Origin of the sequence: Lacticaseibacillus baoqingensis, from assembly GCF_003946165.1 — a bacterium.
In the GTDB taxonomy this organism is placed as follows: Bacteria; Bacillota; Bacilli; order Lactobacillales; family Lactobacillaceae; genus Lacticaseibacillus; species Lacticaseibacillus baoqingensis.
The window spans coordinates 113,336-132,865 of the sequence record NZ_RHOI01000001.1; the positions used below are offsets into that span (position 1 = coordinate 113,336).

Sequence of the window (19,530 nt, forward strand, 5' to 3'; positions counted from 1 at the left end):
TCACTTATTAAAAATAAGCATAACACGTCACACGCTTCTGGCAAGTCTTTTCTATGCATAATGATAGCGCAATCACGCCCAGTTAGCGATCTTAACGCTTCGGCGCAGTCGCATTGCCAAGCGTTATGAGATATAATGAATTAGATATGCTTAGAAGAAAGAGGAGGCGGACATGTGGCAGTTTTTAAACCGACTTGGCTAGTTAAAGCCGTGTATGGCCTAACGCCTGAGCGTTTACACCAACAAGGGATCAAGGCGATCCTGACAGATTTGGATAATACCTTGATCGCATGGGACAACCCTGATGGGACGCAGGCATTGCATGATTGGTTACACACGATGAAGGCAGCGGGGATCACAGTGATGGTGGTATCTAACAATAACCATGACCGGATCGCACGCGCTTTGGCTAAGCTAGAGCTGCCGTTTGTTTCGCGAGCACTGAAGCCATTGCCGGTGGGGATCAATCGAGCCGTTTCGCGGCTGGGCCTGCCAAAGTCGGCAGTGGTCATGATCGGGGATCAATTGCTGACCGACGTGATGGCAGGCAATGCGGCTGGCGTGCGCACGATCTTAGTGCAGCCGCTGGTAGAAACTGATGCCTGGAATACCCGGATCAACCGTTTTTTTGAACGATTTGTCTTTAAACTGCTCGGGGGCAAGGCGCATTTGACTTATAAGGAGGATCTGCATGGCTGAAGAAGAAACACAAGCATTGCATTGTATTGGGTGTGGGGCACGCTTACAAACCACTGAACCACAAAAAGCAGGGTATTTGCCGGCTGCGACTTTGGCGAAAATGCAAGCGGACCCTGATGCAGATCTATATTGTCAACGGTGTTTTCGCTTGCGGCACTACAATGAAGTCCAAGACGTGGAATTGACGGATGACGATTTTTTGCGGCTGTTGACCGCATTAGGCGATAGCGACGCGTTGATCGTGAATGTCGTGGATATTTTTGATTTCAATGGCAGCGTGATCCCTGGCTTGCATCGGTTCGTTGGCGACAATCCAGTGATCTTAGTCGGCAATAAAGCTGATGTATTGCCCAAGTCGATCAATCCCAAAAAGCTCACCAATTGGCTTACCCAAGCGGCGCATGCGCAAGGCTTGCGGCCAGTGGCAACGTTATTGACCAGTGCTAAAAAAGGCCAACAAGTCGATGAATTGCTGGCGATGATCGAGCACTACCGCAACGGCCGAGATGTTTATGTGGTAGGTGTGACCAACACCGGTAAGTCGACGTTGATCAATCAGATCATTCGCCAACTGACTGGCGTGCGTGAATTGATCACGACATCACGTTTTCCTGGCACGACCTTGGATCGTATCGAGATCCCATTAGATGACGGCCAGGCCTTGATCGATACCCCAGGGATCATTCATCACGGGCAAATGGCCCATTATGTGGATCAGCGCGACTTGAATTTGGTCGCGCCCACCAAGCCTATCCGCCCGAAAGTCTATCAGTTGAACCCAGGCCAGACGATTTTTCTGGCGGGGTTGGCGCGGTTTGACTTTGTTCGCGGGCAGCGCAGCGGCTTTACGGTTTATGCAGATAATCAGCTCTTGTTGCACCGGACCAAGTTGGTCAATGCCGATGATTTTTATGCGCGGCATGTCGGTGAATTACTGCAGCCGCCGCGTGCAGAACAGCTGCCAGATTTCCCGCCTTTTGTGCGGTTTGAGTTCACCCCGAAGGTGAAATCGGATCTGGTATTCGCCGGGTTAGGGTGGATCGTGATCCCTGCTGGCCAAACCGTTGCCGGTTATGCGCCAAAAGGCGTCGATGTGCTCTTACGCAAGGCGTTGATTTAAACTAAAGGAGAAACCATGTTAACTGGAAAACAAAAGCGGTACTTGCGCAGCCAAGCCATGACCATGAAGCCATTGATCAACTTAGGTAAAAATGGCGTCACGGAGACCTTCATTGAAGGGGTGAAAGCGGCGATCGAAGCGCGTGAACTGATCAAGATCAGTTTACTGCCGGCCACCGATGAAACGCCCAAAGCTGTGGGTCAAGCCCTGGTCGCAGCGATCCCAGGCTTGAGCGTCGCGCAAACGATCGGGCGGACCGTCGTGGTGTATAAACGGGCGTTTGATCCAGAAAACCGCAAGCTTTCGGCAATTATCGCGAAACTATAAAAGGGGTTTTAGGCATGAACGTGAGCAATCAAACGATCACGTTATCGCATCCGGTGATCACTGAAGAAGTCTCAGAAGCGATCTTAGGGCCGCGGCGCAAGCAAGTCGGCTTGTTCGGCGGCACCTTCAATCCGATCCATAATGGCCATTTGATCATGGCAGAAGCGGTTGGCACGCAATTAGGGCTCAAGCAAGTCTGCTTTATGCCTGATAATCAACCGCCGCATGTCGACCATAAAGCGGCGATCCCTGCCAAGCACCGCTTGGCGATGCTTGAAGCGGCGATCCATGATAATCCGCTGTTTGGCTTGGAGCTGTGTGAATTGCAGCGCGGCGGGGTCAGTTATAGTTATGACACCTTGGTTGCGTTGAAGAAATTACATCCAGACACCGATTATTATTTCATCATTGGCGCCGACATGGTCAATTACCTGCCGAAGTGGTATCGAATCGATGACTTGGTCAAGTTGGTGACGTTTGTTGGGGTGAAGCGGCGCGGGTATGCGCCGCAAAGCCCGTATCCGATCTTGTGGGTCGACGCCCCATTGATCGAGATCTCTTCAACAGAGATCCGCCAGCGAGTCGCGGCTGGACAAAGTATTCGTTACTTGGTGCCAGAACCGGTCCGCGCTTATATTGAGAAAGAAGGATTGTATCTTGACGCAAATTGAGTATCCAGCGGCCTTAACCAATGGTCGTCAGCGCTCAGAGATCTTAGCACTGATGCAAAATCGGTTAGATGACCAACGCTATCAACATTGTTTGCGGGTCGAAAAAACCGCGCGTGAATTGGCCAAGCGCTTCGGCCAAGACGTTGACCGCGCCGGTTTGGCGGGGCTGTTGCACGATTATGCCAAGCAGATCCCTAACAACACGTACATCGATGTCATCAAGCGAAACGGCTTTGATCTTGATTTGCTCAATTACAATCGCGGCGTGTGGCATGGGTTAGTGGGCACTTGGTTTATCAAACAAGAAGTCGGGGTCACGGACCACTTGGTGATCCAAGCCATTGAACGTCACACGACTGGTGATCCTGACATGAGCACGTTGGATCAGATCATTTTTGTCGCCGACTTTATCGAGCCTGCCAGAGAACTGCCGATCGAAGCCAAAGCCCGCGTTGCAGCGCAAACCAATATGCGCGAAGCGACTTTGATTGAACTGGAAAATACGCTGCAATATCTGATCGGTCAACGCAAAGTCGTTTACCCTAAAACATTATTGACGTATAACGCATTTATCCAAATCAAGGAGTGAATTATGGATTCTAAACAATTATTGGAAACAATCGTAAAAGCCGCTGATGACAAGCGGGCTGAAGATATCGTGGCACTAGACATGCAAGGGGTCAGCTTATTAGCAGATTATTTTGTGATCATGAACGGGAATTCTGAACGTCAGGTCCAAGCGCTAGTCGATGCGATTGAAGACCAAGTCGAAGCCGCCGGCGGTAACCAGCCCCGGATCGAAGGCCAAAAAGGCTCTAAGTGGATGCTGATGGATTTCCATGATGTCGTGGTCCATGTGTTTGTCCCCGAAGAACGAGAATTTTATAACTTGGAAAAGCTTTGGAGTGAAGCACCGCTAGTTGATGTGCAAGCGTGGGTCACAGAATAATGATTTACAGCTCATTTGCCCAAGTTTACGACACGTTGATGGATGACAGCCTTTATCTTAAGTGGCGCGATTACGTCACCCAACAAGTGCCGGCTTCACAGCAGCCGCTGTTGGAGTTGGCAGGTGGTTCCGGGAGCTTGGCCGTGTTGTTGGCACAAGCAGGCTATGTGGTCAGTGATTTGGATTTAAGTGCTGAAATGCTGGCATTGGCAGAACAAAAGATCGCCGCAGCCGGCTTAACGATCCCCTTATTACAAGGTGACATGCAAGACTTAAGCGGCTTGCCAGAGTATGCGCTGGTGACCTGCTTTGATGATTCGCTTTGTTATATGCCTGATCTTTCAGCGGTCCAAACAGTGTTTGAGCAAGTCTATGCGCATTTGCAGCCAGGCGGCGATTTCTTTTTTGATGCGCATTCGCTTTATCAAATGGATCAAGTCTTCCCCGGGTATATGTATAATTACCAGACGCAAGACTATGCCTTCATGTGGCAAAGTTACGCCGGAAAGCTGCCGCATACGATCGAGCATGATTTGACGTTTTTTGTTTATGATGAAGCCATCGATGCCTATCATCCCATGATCGAAACGCATCATGAACGAACTTATCCGGTCGCTGATTGGCTCAAGGCGCTGGCAGCGGCTGGTTTCAGCGATGTTTCGGTCACCGCCGATTTTGGGCAAAATCCGGTGCAAGAAACTAGCACCCGCTGGTTTTTCCACGCCAAGAGGGCCTAAGATGCAAGCAGTCGCAATGATCGCAGAATTTAATCCTTTGCATAATGGCCATGTTCATGCGCTTGCCCAAGCCAAACGCGCCAGTGGTGCAGATGTCGTTGTGGTCGCATTGGCGGGTAATTATGTCCAGCGCGGTGAACCGGCGATCGTTGACAAATGGGCGCGGGCAAAAGCGGCGTTAACCGCAGGCGCAGATGTGGTCGTGGAATTGCCCACGGCTTGTGCCAATCAAGCGGCCCCGGGATTTGCCGCTGGCGGCGTGGGCCTTTTGGCAGCGTTAGGGGTGCAAACACTCGCTTTTGGAACGGAAGCGCCTCAGCTTGATTATATGCAAGCGGCCAGCCAGTTGGCTGCATTGCCGCCAGCGACGGCCCATCTGAAAGATTTCACCCAAACCTATGCCACCCAGCTGAATCGCTATTATCAAGCGAGCGTGGGTATCGACATGTCGGCTCCAAACTTATTGTTAGGCATGAGTTATGCCCAAGCCAATCTCGCCTTAGGGGCGCCGTTGCAGTTGTTGCCGATCGCGCGCGTAGGAGTCGATCATGACGCTTGCGGCAGTGTCGATACTTTTGCCAGTGCCAGCCAGATCCGGCAGTTGATCCAAAAAGATGCGGATGTTCAAGCCTTTGTACCCACGGCCACACGCATCGCCCTTAACGCGCGGCACCAAAGCTGGCAAGATCTGTTTCCTTGGTTGAAATATCGCTTGCAAACCGCGGATCTTGGCGCATTGCGCGAAATCGATGCCATGGCAGAAGGCTTAGAATATCGCTTAACCCAAAATATCGATGCCGCCGGTGATTTCAGCCAATTCATGGCTGCGATCAAATCCAAGCGATACACTTACGCCCGTTTGCGGCGCTTGTGCTTGGCGGTGGTTTTGAACCAAACCCAAGCGCTGGTGGCAGCGGCTAAAACCCAGCCGTATATTCACGTGTTGGGATTCACCCACGCAGGGCAGGCGTATTTGCATGCGGTGAAAAAAACGGTGGCGTGGCCATTGATCACCAAAGTCAGTGCTGCGATGCTCATGCCTGGCGGTTGTTTATATTGGCAACAGCGCGCGGATCGGTTGATCGAGACGCTGACGGGGCAGACCCAAAATTATGGTCGGCCCCCGATCATGATATGAAAGAGGAGAGAGAATGCTCAAATTTACGGTGGCTGAATTAGCCAAATATAAGCACGAGCCGCTACATGTCACAGAGACGTTAGACGTCAAAGAAGCGTTGATGACGCGTGATCCCGAGATCCTCGACGTGAGTGCGATCCAACTTGATGCCTATATCAGTGCCGATGATGGGGACTTTTTGTTATCTGCAACCCTCGCCGGGAGCTTGACCGTGCCTTCTACGCGCAGCCTTGAGCCGGTCAGTTTGCCATTGGACTTTTCTTTCAGTGAAGTTTATGTCCAAGCAGATGATCGCAAAGACAAGTATGAAAATGGCGAGTTGGTCATCACCATGGAAGATGATGAATTAGACCTGCAAGCAGCAGTGCTTGACCACATTTTGTTGAGTATCCCGATGCAAGTGCTGACGCCACAAGAAGCTGCTGGCACCGCGATGCCAAGTGGTGAAGACTGGGAAGTGGTCGCAGAAGACGATTTTAAAGCCTTGCAGCAAGATGAAAAAGCCGCAGATTCGCCTTTTGCCAAGTTACAAGGGCTGTTTGATGCAGATTCGGACAAAAAAGACTGACGAAACTTTTAATCGGTCGTTCATTCTGCTACCATGAAACGGTAACGGAACACAAACGAAGGCGAGCCAAACTCGTCTTTTGTAGGAGGCAATTGAATGGATAAACCAACAATCGGCGTCATTGGGATGGCCGTGATGGGCAAGAACTTAGCCCTTAACATCGAAAGCCGCGGCTATACCGTCGCCATTTACAACCGGACTGGCAGCAAAACCGAAACAGTCGCCAAAGACCATGCGGATAAGCGCTTGGTCCCAAGTTATACGATCGCAGATTTTGTCGCTTCTTTGGAGAAGCCGCGCCGCATCATCTTGATGGTCAAAGCTGGTGCCGGGACCGATGCCGTGATCAGTGAGCTCGTGCCATTGTTGGATCAAGGCGATGTCTTGATCGATGGTGGGAACACGAATTTCCATGATACCCGCCGGCGGAACAAAGACCTGGCCGACTCTGGGATCAATTTCATTGGGATGGGGGTTTCCGGTGGCGAACTCGGTGCCTTGCAAGGGCCTTCATTGATGCCTGGCGGCCAACGTGATGCCTATGACTTAGTCGCCCCGATCTTGGAACAGATCTCTGCAAAAGCTGAAGAAGATGGCGCCCCATGTGTCAGCTATATCGGCCCAGATGGTGCCGGACATTATGTCAAAATGGTCCACAATGGGATCGAATACGGTGATATGGAACTGATCGCCGAATCCTATAACCTCTTGCGCAACTTGTTAGGTTTGGATATGGATGAAATTGCCAAAGTCTTTGCTGACTGGTCCAAAGGCGAATTACATTCCTACCTGATCGACATTACTGCTGAGATCTTAACGCGCAAGGATGATCTTGGTTCCGGCAAGCCGATCGTTGACGTGATCTTAGACCGCGCCGGCAATAAGGGAACTGGTAAGTGGAGCACGCAATCAGCTGCAGAGCTGGGCGTGCCGCAAAGTGTGATCACAGAATCTTTGTACGCCCGTTATATCTCGGCGATGAAAGACGAACGTGTTGCTGCCAGCAAGGTTTTGCCAAAGCCAGTTGGTAAAGTCGACTTGCCGGATAAGGCCGCTGCGATCGAATTGATCCGCAAGGCATTGTACTTCTCTAAGGTCATGAGCTATGCGCAAGGCTTCGAGCAGATGCGGGTCGCTTCTGAACATTATGATTGGGACTTAAATTACGGTGAGATCGCCTCGATCTGGCGTGCCGGCTGTATCATCCGCGCCCAATTCCTCCAAAACATCACCAATGCCTATGAAAAAGATCCAGCTTTGAAGAACTTATTGTTGGATGATTACTTCTTAGACATTACCAAGAACTATCAAGAAGCAGTGCGCGACTTGGTGGCTTTGGCCACTAAAGCCGGGGTCCCTGTCCCTGGTTTCATGGGTGCGATCAGCTACTTTGATTCGTATCGCAGCGAAGTCTTGCCAGCGAACATGATCCAAGCACAGCGGGATTACTTCGGTGCGCATACCTACGAGCGCAACGACCGCGAAGGGATCTTCCACTATACCTGGTATATCGAACAATAAGCAATTAGCTTAGCAAAACAGCCTTCATCCGCAACCACTCCGTTTTTGGTTGTTGGCAGAAGGCTGTTTTGTTGCGAATTGGCGTCCATGACGCCTGTCATGCCTGCATACAGATTTTGACAGCGGCTGATCGACCCGCGAAGAAAGGGCTTTATTAACCACGATATAGGTATATACCGCTGGCAAAATATTCTTTGAAAAATAAATTTACCAATAACTGGACTATACCTCTGCTAAAATCTCTCATCTTTTCAATTTGGCCTATTTTTGGCGGGTTAAGAATACCTGTGATAGTCAAGTGGTACAGACTATGTTACAATAGGCAAAGCAACATGTCACATGAGAAAAAAACGCTACCGTCCACTTGTGAAATGAGAGTTTTGCCAGAGGGACGCTTCAAGTAAAAATGATAAAGGAGTCCGATCATGAGTCGTATTTTAATTATTGAAGATGAGAAAAACTTGGCCCGCTTCGTTGAATTGGAACTAAAGCATGAAGGGTATGAAACCGCTGTCCACTTTAATGGGCGTACCGGGTTAGACGCCGCTTTGAGTGAAGATTGGGATGCGATCTTGCTGGACTTGATGTTACCAGAACTCAACGGCTTAGAAGTTTGCCGGCGAGTACGCCAAACCAAGAATACGCCGATCATCATGATGACCGCGCGCGATTCGGTGATCGATCGGGTCAGCGGCTTAGACCATGGGGCGGATGATTATATCGTGAAGCCTTTTGCGATCGAAGAATTGTTGGCGCGGTTGCGCGCCTTACTGCGGCGTATCAGCATCGAAGGCGAACACAATGCGGCTAAACAAACCACGCTGACTTATCGCGACTTGACGATCGAAAAAGAAAACCGGGTCGTCCGTCGCGGGGATGACATCATTGAATTGACCAAACGTGAATATGAATTGTTATTGACATTGATGGAAAATATCAACGTGGTTTTGGCGCGCGACGTTTTGTTATCTAAAGTTTGGGGTTACAACTCGGATGTTGAAACCAATGTGGTGGATGTTTATGTGCGTTACATCCGCAACAAGATCGATCGCCAAGGCGAACCCAGCTATATCCAAACCGTTCGGGGAACCGGTTATGTGATGCGCTCGTAATGGTTTCCAAAGAACCAAGGACTAAAAGGCGGCTGTCGCTTGCATTTAAGTGGACAGCCGTCGTTGGCGTTGGCATTTTTGTGACGTTTTTGGTGTTCTCATTAGTCCTATATGGTGCTACTGGCAGCATTTTGGCGAGCCAAGAACGCAGCACATTGCGAGATACGCTCAATGCCGTCGAGCAGCGATTGTCCCCGATCGCCACCAAGCTCACAGATAAGAACGTCTCGCCCTTGCTCGAAGTTGATGGCAGCGACTATCAAACCAGCGCTGGTACAGGCGTTTCTTTGGTGGGCGGCAATGATGAAAGTGTTTTTGCCGATTCTGTGATCCAAAAACTTTCTCGAGCAGATGTTAGCGTCGCCGTTTACAATAATCAAAGCGAGCAGATCTTTAGTTCGCGTAATCAAGATCAACCCTTGAAAAAAACATCGACGACCACGATCAAACAAGTCAAAACCAAAGATTTTAATGGCATGATCGTCACCGCCCCGATCGTGTCGAGTACGACAAGCAAACATTTAGGGTACGTCCAGATCACCGATCGCATGCAAGCTATCCATGCCACCATGCGCCGGGTGTTCAACATGATCTTGATCTTGAGTGGGATCGCCTTGCTCGTCTCATTGTTAGTCGGGTATGTCATGGCTCGGCGCTTCTTGCAGCCGATCCATTCGATCACGAAGACGATCAATGTCGTCAATGATGAACCGCAATCCAGCGTGCGTATTCCTGAGTTGAAGCAAAACGATGAACTTGGTGATTTGGTCAATGAGTTCAACGGCATGCTTGATCGCATCCAGCGCTTTATCGATCAACAAAGCGATTTTGTTCAAGATGTCTCTCATGAATTGCGGACGCCAGTTGCGATCCTTGAAGGCCACTTGCAGCTGTTGAATCGGTGGGGCAAAGATGATCCGGAAGTCTTAGCGGAGTCTTTGAGTGCCAGCTTGCAAGAGATCGCGCGCATGAAGTCGTTGATCCAAGAAATGCTGGACTTGACGCGTGCTGATCAAGTAGATGTCCAATTTCCTAATGCCGTGTGTGATCTTAATCAGATCATGGAGCAAGTGGTCAATGACTTTAAGATGATCCATCCAGACTTTGTGTTTATCTTGGACAATGATCTGGAAGGACCCGTGTATGTGCGCATGTACCGCAACCATTTGGAACAAGTGTTGATCATTTTACTCGACAATGCGGTCAAGTATTCGCTGACGCGCAAGGAGATCCATGTTTCTGCGGCCAGAAATTCTGATGGGGTCGCTTTAGTCGTACAAGACTTCGGTGAAGGGTTGTCCAACGTTGATCGCGAGCGCGTCTTTAACCGTTTCTATCGCGTTGACAAAGCTCGCAGCCGCGAAAAAGGCGGCAATGGGTTAGGCTTATCCATCGCGCAACAATTGGTTGAAAGCTATCACGGTGAGATCACGGTGGACTCTGCTTTAGGGCACGGTTCAGCTTTTCGTATCGATCTGCCGACGATCACGGCTGAAGAAGCGGCCCATTTGCGGGAGCAAGCGGATAAGCTGCCAGATGATCCGTTGGCCAACAGCAATTTGTAAAGGATGATCATGACGATGATTTCGGAGGTTAAATCCGGGATCATCGTTTTTTTGTACTCAACCAGGCTTCAAAAAGACAAAATAGTTGACATTCCCTTGATTTAGCGGCATATTAAACAACATGTTAATGGCATGAATGTTATATGGGATTACATATCTTGCTAATTATTTTTAAGGAGTTGACGTAACTTGATCAAGCGGGAGTTTGAACAGATCAGACGGCATAAGGGGCTTTGGGTGACAATGATCGCGATCATTTTGATCCCGTTCGTTTACTCATTTTGCTTTTTGACGAGTGCCTGGGATCCATATGGGAATACGGGTAAAATTCCGGTGGCCGTGGTAAACCTCGATCAACCAGCCAGCTTGTCTGGCAAAAAGATTCAAGCCGGGGCTGATACAGTCAAGCAATTGCATGATGACGATCAACTGGAGTGGCACTTCGTTTCGGCCAAACAAGCCGCACAAGGGCTCAAAGATAATAAATTCTATACGGTGGTCACGATCCCTCGTGATTTTTCGCAAGATGCGGCAACGGTTTTAGATCCTAAGCCCAAGCAAATGAAGCTGACGTATCAAACGAATGGGTCATTGAACTATGTTTCTGAGATCATCAGCCAAGTGGGTGCTGACAAGTTAAACAGTCAGATCAAAGAAAAGGTGACGACGGCTTTCGTCAATGAATTGTTTGCCAATATCAATACCATCGGCAAGCAGCTGAAGACCGCTTCAAACGGGGCGGCCCAATTAAAAGATGGCGTCGTGCAATATACCGGTGGCGTCGTGCAAGTCGATAACGGCTTGACCACGCTGAACGGCAAGGTCCCAGAATTGTCCAGCGGCGTCCAGCAATTAGCTGATGGCGGCAATACGCTGAATAGTAAAGTCAACCAAGGCTCACCGACTTTGACCAATGCGGTCGGTCAATTGACTAACGGAGCCGGCACTTTAGCCGGCGGGTTAGGTCAGTTGAACAGCAAAGTACCAGCCTTAGCCGGTGGGGTGGATCAATTGGCTAATGGCGGTGCGGCTTTGCACAGCGGTTTAGGCCAATTAAATGGCAAAGTGCCGGCTTTAGCCAGCGGGGTCAATCAATTACAAGCTGGCAGCAGCGTGTTGTATCAAGGCTTGGGAGAATTGAACGGCAAAGTACCGGCTTTGGCTGACGGGGTTGATCAGTTGGCTGATGGCGGCAACTCCTTGTATGCCGGCTTAGGGGAATTGAATGGCAAAGTCCCTGCTTTAGCTGATGGCGTCAATCAACTCGCCACCGGCGGGACGTCTTTGTACAATGGCTTGGGAGAATTGAATAGCAAGATCCCAGCATTATCCGATGGGGTCGTGAAATTAAACGATGGCGGCGCGACCTTAAATACCGGGCTTTCGCAGATCAATGGTGAAGTCAATGGCACGACAGACGATACCGATTTAGTCGCCAGTGTTCAAAAGCTGACCACTGGCATGAACCAACTTTATCAAGCCGTCACCACCACCTCAACCGATGCAGCGGGGACAACGTATCCTGCCATGACAGATGGCGTGCAACAGCTGCAAGACGGGTTAACGGCATTGCAATCGTCGACGGCGCAGCTGCCTGCCGGGACGGCAAAGCTGAGTGCGGCGATGACGAAACTGCAAAAAACGGTCATGTCTCAAATTGGCTTATTCAAAACGTTTTATAATGATGCCAAGTATCCAGCAGTCGCCAATATGTTAGGTACCGGCAGCGGGTTTGATACGGAGAAAAAGCAGTTACAAGCTAATCAAACCGCGGCAGATACGACGATGCAAACGGCGATCAATGCCGTTGATGATCCAACGCAAAAAGCCGCGCTTGAAGCCGCATTCAAGGCTGAAAAAACCGCTTCTGGTGCCACCCAAGGCAAGCTCAATACGGCTTACATGGTCTTAAACACGGTGAAGTATAACTTGACTACCGCCGATCGGGAGGCGACATTTAACGATGCGACTGGCGAAAACGATCCGAAAGGTTTGCTGACGGCAGTGTCGGAGATCAATTCTGGGTTGACTCAAGTCAGCACCGGTTTGAATACCCCTCAAGCCAGCGGCGAAAGTACCAACAAGCAAACCTTTGCTCAAGGACTGGCCGCTTTGGTCGCCGGGGTCAAGCATTTGAATGCGAATGTACCAGCCTTAGTTGATGGGGCGCAACAACTCAGTGATGGCTTGAATAAGCTGAATGCCAAAGCGCCGAAGCTGGCTAGCGGGATCTCAGCATTATATTCCGGCTCCACGCAATTAAGTACCGGCTTAGGATCATTGAACCAGCAAGTTCCAGCCTTGACGACTGGCGTTTCCCAACTATATTCCGGCTCCGATCAGCTGGTCGGCGGCTTGTCTCAGCTTAAAGGGCAAGTGCCTGCTTTGACCAGTGGTGTGGCGCAACTGTACACCGGTTCTGGCCAGTTAGTCGGCGGCTTGTCTCAGCTTAAAGGGCAAGTGCCTGCTTTGACCAGTGGTGTGGCGCAATTGTATACCGGTTCTGGGCAGTTGGCTGGCGGCTTGACGCAACTCAAAGGTCAAGTTCCTGCATTAACGTCTGGGGTCAGCCAATTGTATACCGGCTCCGGTCAATTGAATGGCGGGTTATCGCAACTCAAAGGCCAAGTGCCGGCGTTAACGTCTGGGGTCAGCCAGCTTTTTGCTGGGGAACAGCAAGAATATGCCGGCTTGTTGACCTTGAATGGCCAAACGCCTGCGTTAAGTGCTGGTATCAGTCAGTTATCGGCTGGTTTGAATCAGCTGAATGGCCAAGTGCCAGCGTTGACGTCTGGGGTCCAACAACTCAAAGACGGCACTAAGCAGTTAACGGCCAACAATGACAAGCTCAATGCCGGTTCGCAACAGCTTGCTGATGGGCTCAGCGATGGTTACCAACAAGTCGCCGGACAGCGGTTGACGAAGCTGACGGCGAAGATGTTTGCCAACCCGTCACAAGATGTCCAACAAAAATACACCAATGTGCAAAACTATGGTGCTGCATTAGCCCCATATGTTTTGGCATTAGCGTTGTTCATTGCGATCATTATCTTCAACTTCGCTTATCCAATGAAGCGCACTAAAGATGACGACCGGACCATAGGCCAATGGTTAGGCAGCAAGATCATTGTTGGCACGATCGTCGCTGTGGCGGCTGCGTTAGTGGAAGCGACCTTGATCTTGTTGGTCGGGTTGCCAGTGGCACACATCGTTGGGTTTTATGCGATGACGATCCTGTTTGCCCTGGCGGCAATGTATCTGACCCAGATGTTGAATCTGGCCTTTAATGGCGTTGGACTCTTCATTGCCTTAGGATTATTGACACTGAGCGGTTCTGGCGGTTTGTTCCCAGCAGAAACCATCAGTCCGTTATACGAATCGACGCAGAAGTTCTTACCGATGACTTATGCGATCAACGGTTATCGGGATGCGATCTCTGGCGGGATCGCAAATGGGACGGTGTTAACCAGCGTGATCGTGTTGATCGTGATCGCCGTATTAGCCTTAGTCTTGATGATCCCGGCGACGATGGCGCAAAATCGGTCGGCGGCTAAAGAAGATTAATCTTGGTATCTTCGCGATGGCGAATGTGGTACGCTATCTCTGGGAGGATGATGCGATATGGCCGACACTGACTTGTTAGAGGCGTATATTGAGGTTTATTTCCACGCGTTCAAATACGTTGGGGAGTTGATCTCTGAGCCGATGAAAGCCGATGGGATCTCGTTTGAGCAGTTTTTGATCATGCGGGACTTAGCCGCAGGACATCAACTTGGGCTGTCTGAAATCGCCAAAAAACGCGGGGTGACCCGCGCGGCGATTTCTCGGCAGATTAAGACCTTGTTAGAAAAAGAGACGATCGTTCAAGAACGTGATGCCGTAGATCGCCGGCGCTTGTATTTGCGCTTGACGCCTCATGGTGAAGAAGTGACCAGCCGCGTCAACAAAGTGATCCATAAGCGCTTTTACGATTGGGTCAGCGCCTTGGGCGAAAAAGACGCCAAAGAGCTGTTGCGGATCATGCGCAAAGTCGGCACCAACATCATTGCCAAAGATAAATCTGCCTTAAAATAACTAGCGTCAAACCAGCAGCTGAGACCCTAAGCGTTTTTAGCCGATGTCACAAGCGTCTTGGGGCCGCGATTCGGTTTAGGATCGCGGTACCAAGGCGCTTTTGTCGCTGGGCGCAGCTTGGCAGACGGACTTTTGATAAAAAGATTAAAAAACCGTTGACAAAGAATGAGAAAGAATTTATATTAGTCACAACAAAACAAGTTCGTCCATAAACCGATGAGGTGGAGATCAAGATCATTGTGCACGCACAGAGAGCGGCCGTTGCTGGGAATGCCGTCGAACGCAGATGATTAAATGGACCACCGAGGGACAGGCCAAAAAAGCGTCAGATGGCGCTTGAGTCAGTTTGTACGTCAGGCATACGTCAGTTGCCGGGAGGGTGTTAGCCCTTCGCTGAGTGGGGGTAGTGTTGTTTGCATTACCCAATTAAGGTGGCACCGCGGAATGATCCGTCCTTAAACAGTATGACTGTTTATGGGCGGATTTTTTGTATTCTGTGGAAACGAGGTCAACGCGATGATCATGATAAAACGATGGCGAAACTAATTAGTTGGCTGACACAACCGCTTTTTAGGAGGACGACTCATGTTAAACGATACGATCAACACTTTAATTAAGCATACCGATCTCACTTTTGACCAAACCAAAGCTGCCCATGATGAATTGTTGCAAGGCCAAGTGCCTGATGGCTTGATCGCCAGTTACTTGACCGCAATGGCGGCCAAAGGGGCGACGGCTACCGAAATCGCTGGGGCGGCTGAATCCATGCGCGCCAATGCCTTGGCCTTTGAGCCGCATGAACCAGTCCTTGAAATCGTCGGCACCGGCGGCGATCATGCTAACACGTTCAATATTTCCACGACCAGCATGTTCGTGATCGCCGCAGCCGGCGTGCCGATCGCCAAGCATGGCAACCGCGCCGCAAGTTCTAAATCCGGCGCCGCTGATGTGTTGGAAGCATTGGGTTATAACATCAATGCCTCTGTAGCAGAAAGCGAAGCGCTATTGGCAAAATACAATGCTTGCTTCTTGTTTGCACAAAAATATCATGCATCGATGCGCTTTGTTGGACCAACGCGCAAGCTGCTTGGGTTTCCCACGATCTTCAACTTGATCGGCCCGCTGGCTAACCCGGCGAAGCCGACGTTCCAATTGCTCGGCGTTTATCGCGAAGAATTGATGCAGCCAATGGCAGACGCCTTGATCCAACTCGGCGTCAAACGCGGGATGGTCGTGCATGGTGAAGACGGGTTAGATGAAGTGACCGCTACGGGTAAGACTGACGCGTTAATGATCGTTGACGGCCAGATCACGCCATTGACGATCGATCCGGCAGATTATGGGATCGCTTATGCTGATCCAGCTGCGCTGGTTGGCGGCACACCGGCAGAAAATGCCGCGATCACCCGCCAGATCCTTGGCGGGGCCCTTGGGCCAAAAACCGATGCGGTGTTATTGAATGCCGGCGTCGCGTTATATATCGCCAACAAAGCGGCCACGATTGCTGATGGGATCGCTGCGGCACGGACTATTTTAACCGAGAAAAAAGCTTTGACGTTATTAGAACACCTAGTCGCTGACAGTACCCAAGAGGTGAGTGCATGATCTTAGATGACTTGGTTGCCGCAACCACTAGACGGATCGCTCAAGAAATCGCCGCGGTTCCATTGGCCACGGTGCAAGCTCAGGCGCAAGCGTTCAGCGGTCCAGAGAAACCGAGTTTTATTGCCGGCTTAGCGGATCATTTTGGCATCATTGCTGAAGTCAAACAAGCGTCACCGTCTAAAGGCGTGATCGCCGAAGATTTTCCTTATCAAGCGATCGCAGCCGATTATACCGCTGCTGGCGTGGATGCGATCTCGGTGTTGACCGAGCCGGATTATTTTCATGGCGACCTCAAGTATCTGCAAACCATTGCCGCAGCGTCAACCAAACCGGTGTTGCGCAAAGATTTCGTGATCGATCCTTACATGTTGTATCAAGCTAAAGCAGCTGGTGCCAGCCTCGTCTTGCTGATCGTGGCGATCTTATCCGATGCACAGCTACATGATTATTATCAGCTGGCCACTAAATTGGGCTTGGAAGTCTTGGTGGAATGCCATGATGCGCGTGAAGTGCAGCGGGCATTGGCCATCAAGCCGCAGCTGATCGGTGTCAATAACCGCAACTTAAAAGACTTTACCGTGGATCTTAAAACCAGTGAACGCCTGCGCGAAGTGATCCCTGCAGACATCAAGGTGATCGCAGAAAGCGGGATCAAAAAGCCCAAGCAGTTAGCTGAGCTGCAAGCAGCCGGGATCAATGGCGTCTTGATCGGTGAGACCTTCATGCGCGCACCTGATCGTCAGGCCATGATCCATGCCTATCAGGCGGTGGTTTCATGACCCAAGTAAAGGTTTGCGGGCTGATGACCCTGGGCGACATCGCCATCGTTAATGCTGAGCATCCTGATTATGCCGGGTTCGTCTTGGCCGGCGGCCGGCATCATGTGAGCGATGAGACTTTGCAAACTTTAACCGCTTCACTTGATCCGCAGATCTGCAAGGTCGCAGTGGTGGTCGAACCAGATATTCGCCACTTGTTGCGCCTCCACGCTCAAGGGCTGATCGATGCCGTCCAATTGCACCGCGTCAGCCGCAAACGGACGATCAACGCGCTGCAACAAGCCGGCTTGATGGTGATCTCGCGCGTGGACTTATCCGCTCCCAGCACGGTTGCTGACATTGCATTGCTTGATGCTGGCGATGGTTCCGGGCAGACGCTGCCTTGGGACCAATTACCGCCAGTGGCGCAGCCATTGATGCTGGCCGGCGGACTGGATGCGACTAACGTGCGCCAAGCGATCCAAGCGGTCGCCCCACAAATCGTTGATGCTTCCAGTCGCTTAGAAACTAATGGACATAAAGATGCCGCAAAGGTCAAAGCCTTTGTCGAGGCAGTTCGTCAAACGAAAGAGGAAAAATGATGGCAGAAGAAAATACGAATCGCTACGGCGAATTTGGGGGCCAATATGTCCCAGAAACTTTAATGGCAGCGCTAGACCAGTTAAATATCGCCTTTGCAGCAGCCAAAAAAGATCCGAGCTTTTATGCAGAATTCCACCGCTTATTGAATGATTATGCCAATCGGCCTTCATTGCTTTATTATGCCAAGCGCATGACCGAAGACTTAGGTGGTGCGAAGATCTATTTGAAACGCGAAGACTTGAATCATACCGGGGCGCATAAGATCAATAATGTGATCGGGCAAGTCTTGTTGGCTCGCCGCCTGGGCAAGACCCGCTTGATCGCAGAAACGGGTGCCGGCCAGCATGGTGTGGCGACTGCGACGATCGCGGCATTGTTTGGCATGAAGTGTGAAGTGTTCATGGGCAAAGAAGACACCGAACGCCAAAAGCTCAATGTCTATCGGATGGAATTATTAGGGACTAAAGTCAACGCGGTCACTTCGGGCCAAGGGCTGCTTAAAGATGCCGTCAACGCGGCTTTACAAGACTGGGCCGCGCATCCTGATGACACCTTTTATGTGATCGGTTCCGCCATGGGTCCGGCACCATATCCGGCCATGGTGCATGAATTCCAAAGCGTGATCTCAAAAGAAGCCAAAGCGCAGATCATGGACGCAGAAGGCAAGCTGCCGGATGCGGTGGTTGCTTGTGTCGGCGGCGGCTCCAACGCGATCGGCTCGTTTGCAGAATTTATCGATGACCCGCAAGTCGGCTTGTACGGGGTCGAAGCGGCTGGTGAAGGCGTGGGCACAGGCCATACTGCCGCCACCTTGGAAACCGGGACACCAGGGATCTTTCATGGGATGAAGTCGGTGTTCATGCAAAATGCTGAAGGACAAATCGCCAAAGTCTATTCGATCTCAGCTGGGTTAGACTATCCTGGCGTGGGTCCAGAACATGCGGCATTAGATGCGTCTGGCCGCGCTCATTACGTCGGGATCACCGATGATGAATCCGTGGCGGCGTTTGAATACATTGCCAAGATGGAAGGGATCATTGCGGCCATCGAGTCTTGTCACGCGGTCGCCTATGTGCAAAAACTGGCACCTACCATGCGCAAAGACCAAGTGATCATATGCACCTTGTCTGGGCGTGGGGATAAAGACGTTGCCCAAGTGGCAGATTATCGGGGGATTGATATCAATGAGTAAATTAAAAGACGTATTTACCGATCACAAAGCCTTCATTCCGTTTGTTACGGCTGGAGATCCGACGGCTGCTGACACGGTGGCTGAAGTGGTCGCCTTGGCTGAAAACGGTGCGGATATCGTGGAGCTTGGCGTCCCGTTTTCTGACCCGATCGCTGACGGTCCAGTGATCCAAGCGGCAGGCTTGCGGGCTTTTGCCGGTGGGATCACCGTCGATGGTGTGTTTAAGATCGTCCAAGAGATCCGTGAACACACCCAAGTCCCCTTAGTGTTTTTGACTTATGCCAACATCCCGTTCAAATACGGCTATGAAGCGTTTTGTGCGCGCTGTGAAGAACTTGGCGTCAATGGCTTAGTGATCCCAGATCTGCCTGCAGAAGAAGCCGGCGAGATCTTGCCGTTTACCAAGACCCATCAGCTGGATCTGATCCCATTGGTCAGCCCCACTTCCGGTCCGCGTTTGGCGAAGCTGGTCACCCATGCCACTGGCTTTGTCTACATTGTGTCCGCACTTGGCGTGACGGGCCAGCGTGAAGGGTTTGCCCAAAACCTGGATGACTTGATCGCTGATCTGCGCCAAGTGACTGATGCGCCGTTATGTGTGGGCTTTGGGGTCCATACACCGGCGCAAGCCAAGGAATTGGCGCAAGTGGCAGATGGGGTGATCGTGGGCAGCGCGATCGTCGAACTGGCCGCTGAAAGCGACGACGCGCCGAAAGCCGTCGGCGAATATACCAAGTCCATGGTGGCTGCGATCGCTGAAGCCTAGACACTAAACTTAAACCAACCAGCATACCGCTGAAACACAATTTGTGTTTCAGCGGTTTTTTTGTGTTGACCGTGGCGGTTTCACGCGGTCCCAAATTAAGCGGATGCGCGGATTGTGATAGGGTG

The 19,530-nt window shown here is 50.9% G+C and carries 19 protein-coding genes; all 19 read left to right on the top strand.

Annotated features, from left to right (window positions below):
• Positions 1–174 precede the first annotated feature (174 nt).
• Positions 175–699, top strand: coding sequence for a YqeG family HAD IIIA-type phosphatase (locus EKM91_RS00560; protein WP_125748073.1), 525 nt, complete (start codon positions 175–177; stop codon positions 697–699).
• Positions 692–1,819, top strand: coding sequence for a ribosome biogenesis GTPase YqeH (gene yqeH, locus EKM91_RS00565; RefSeq protein ID WP_125748076.1), 1,128 nt, complete (start codon positions 692–694; stop codon positions 1,817–1,819). Before EKM91_RS00560 ends, yqeH begins: the two co-directional genes overlap by 8 nt.
• A gap of 15 nt (positions 1,820–1,834) precedes the next feature.
• Complete coding sequence (locus EKM91_RS00570) at positions 1,835–2,146, top strand: YhbY family RNA-binding protein (RefSeq protein WP_125748079.1); 312 nt, start codon at positions 1,835–1,837, stop codon at positions 2,144–2,146.
• A 14-nt stretch (positions 2,147–2,160) separates the two neighbouring features.
• Positions 2,161–2,817, top strand: coding sequence for a nicotinate-nucleotide adenylyltransferase (locus EKM91_RS00575; protein ID WP_125748082.1), 657 nt, complete (start codon positions 2,161–2,163; stop codon positions 2,815–2,817).
• The gene (gene yqeK, locus EKM91_RS00580) at positions 2,804–3,406 is read left to right on the top strand and encodes a bis(5'-nucleosyl)-tetraphosphatase (symmetrical) YqeK (RefSeq protein ID WP_125748085.1); all 603 of its coding nucleotides are present in this window, start codon (positions 2,804–2,806) and stop codon (positions 3,404–3,406) included. Before EKM91_RS00575 ends, yqeK begins: the two co-directional genes overlap by 14 nt.
• Positions 3,407–3,766: a ribosome silencing factor gene (rsfS, locus tag EKM91_RS00585; RefSeq protein ID WP_125748088.1), complete on the top strand. Its 360-nt coding sequence runs from the start codon at positions 3,407–3,409 to the stop codon at positions 3,764–3,766. It abuts the gene before it with no gap.
• A complete protein-coding gene (locus tag EKM91_RS00590; RefSeq protein ID WP_125748091.1) occupies positions 3,766–4,503 on the top strand; it encodes a class I SAM-dependent DNA methyltransferase in 738 nt (245 codons plus the stop codon). The genes rsfS and EKM91_RS00590 overlap by 1 nt, the downstream gene beginning before the upstream one ends.
• Before the next feature lies 1 nt (position 4,504).
• Positions 4,505–5,641: a nucleotidyltransferase gene (locus EKM91_RS00595; RefSeq protein ID WP_125748094.1), complete on the top strand. Its 1,137-nt coding sequence runs from the start codon at positions 4,505–4,507 to the stop codon at positions 5,639–5,641.
• 13 nt (positions 5,642–5,654) lie between these two features.
• Positions 5,655–6,209 carry a YceD family protein gene (locus EKM91_RS00600; RefSeq protein WP_125748098.1) on the top strand — a complete coding sequence of 185 codons (555 nt, stop codon included), beginning with the start codon at positions 5,655–5,657 and terminating at the stop codon, positions 6,207–6,209.
• A 96-nt stretch (positions 6,210–6,305) separates the two neighbouring features.
• Positions 6,306–7,730 carry an NADP-dependent phosphogluconate dehydrogenase gene (gene gndA, locus EKM91_RS00605; RefSeq protein ID WP_125748101.1) on the top strand — a complete coding sequence of 475 codons (1,425 nt, stop codon included), beginning with the start codon at positions 6,306–6,308 and terminating at the stop codon, positions 7,728–7,730.
• A 425-nt stretch (positions 7,731–8,155) separates the two neighbouring features.
• Entirely contained in the window at positions 8,156–8,842 is a 687-nt protein-coding gene (locus EKM91_RS00610; RefSeq protein ID WP_125748104.1) for a response regulator transcription factor, read from the top strand.
• Positions 8,842–10,407, top strand: coding sequence for an ATP-binding protein (locus EKM91_RS00615; protein WP_125748107.1), 1,566 nt, complete (start codon positions 8,842–8,844; stop codon positions 10,405–10,407). Before EKM91_RS00610 ends, EKM91_RS00615 begins: the two co-directional genes overlap by 1 nt.
• Before the next feature lie 189 nt (positions 10,408–10,596).
• Entirely contained in the window at positions 10,597–13,971 is a 3,375-nt protein-coding gene (locus EKM91_RS00620) for a YhgE/Pip family protein (RefSeq protein ID WP_125748110.1), read from the top strand.
• A 57-nt stretch (positions 13,972–14,028) separates the two neighbouring features.
• Entirely contained in the window at positions 14,029–14,481 is a 453-nt protein-coding gene (locus EKM91_RS00625; protein ID WP_125748113.1) for a MarR family winged helix-turn-helix transcriptional regulator, read from the top strand.
• Positions 14,482–15,066: 585 nt separating this feature from the next.
• Positions 15,067–16,086 (top strand): anthranilate phosphoribosyltransferase, encoded by a 1,020-nt coding sequence (gene trpD, locus EKM91_RS00630; protein ID WP_125748116.1) that lies wholly within the window; start codon positions 15,067–15,069, stop codon positions 16,084–16,086.
• Positions 16,083–16,865, top strand: coding sequence for an indole-3-glycerol phosphate synthase TrpC (gene trpC / locus EKM91_RS00635; protein WP_125748119.1), 783 nt, complete (start codon positions 16,083–16,085; stop codon positions 16,863–16,865). Before trpD ends, trpC begins: the two co-directional genes overlap by 4 nt.
• Positions 16,862–17,446 (top strand): phosphoribosylanthranilate isomerase, encoded by a 585-nt coding sequence (locus EKM91_RS00640; RefSeq protein ID WP_125748122.1) that lies wholly within the window; start codon positions 16,862–16,864, stop codon positions 17,444–17,446. The genes trpC and EKM91_RS00640 overlap by 4 nt, the downstream gene beginning before the upstream one ends.
• Positions 17,443–18,639, top strand: a complete 1,197-nt coding sequence (gene trpB / locus EKM91_RS00645) for a tryptophan synthase subunit beta (RefSeq protein ID WP_125748125.1) — start codon at positions 17,443–17,445, stop codon at positions 18,637–18,639. Before EKM91_RS00640 ends, trpB begins: the two co-directional genes overlap by 4 nt.
• Positions 18,632–19,405, top strand: coding sequence for a tryptophan synthase subunit alpha (gene trpA / locus EKM91_RS00650; RefSeq protein WP_125748128.1), 774 nt, complete (start codon positions 18,632–18,634; stop codon positions 19,403–19,405). Before trpB ends, trpA begins: the two co-directional genes overlap by 8 nt.
• Positions 19,406–19,530: the final 125 nt, after the last annotated feature.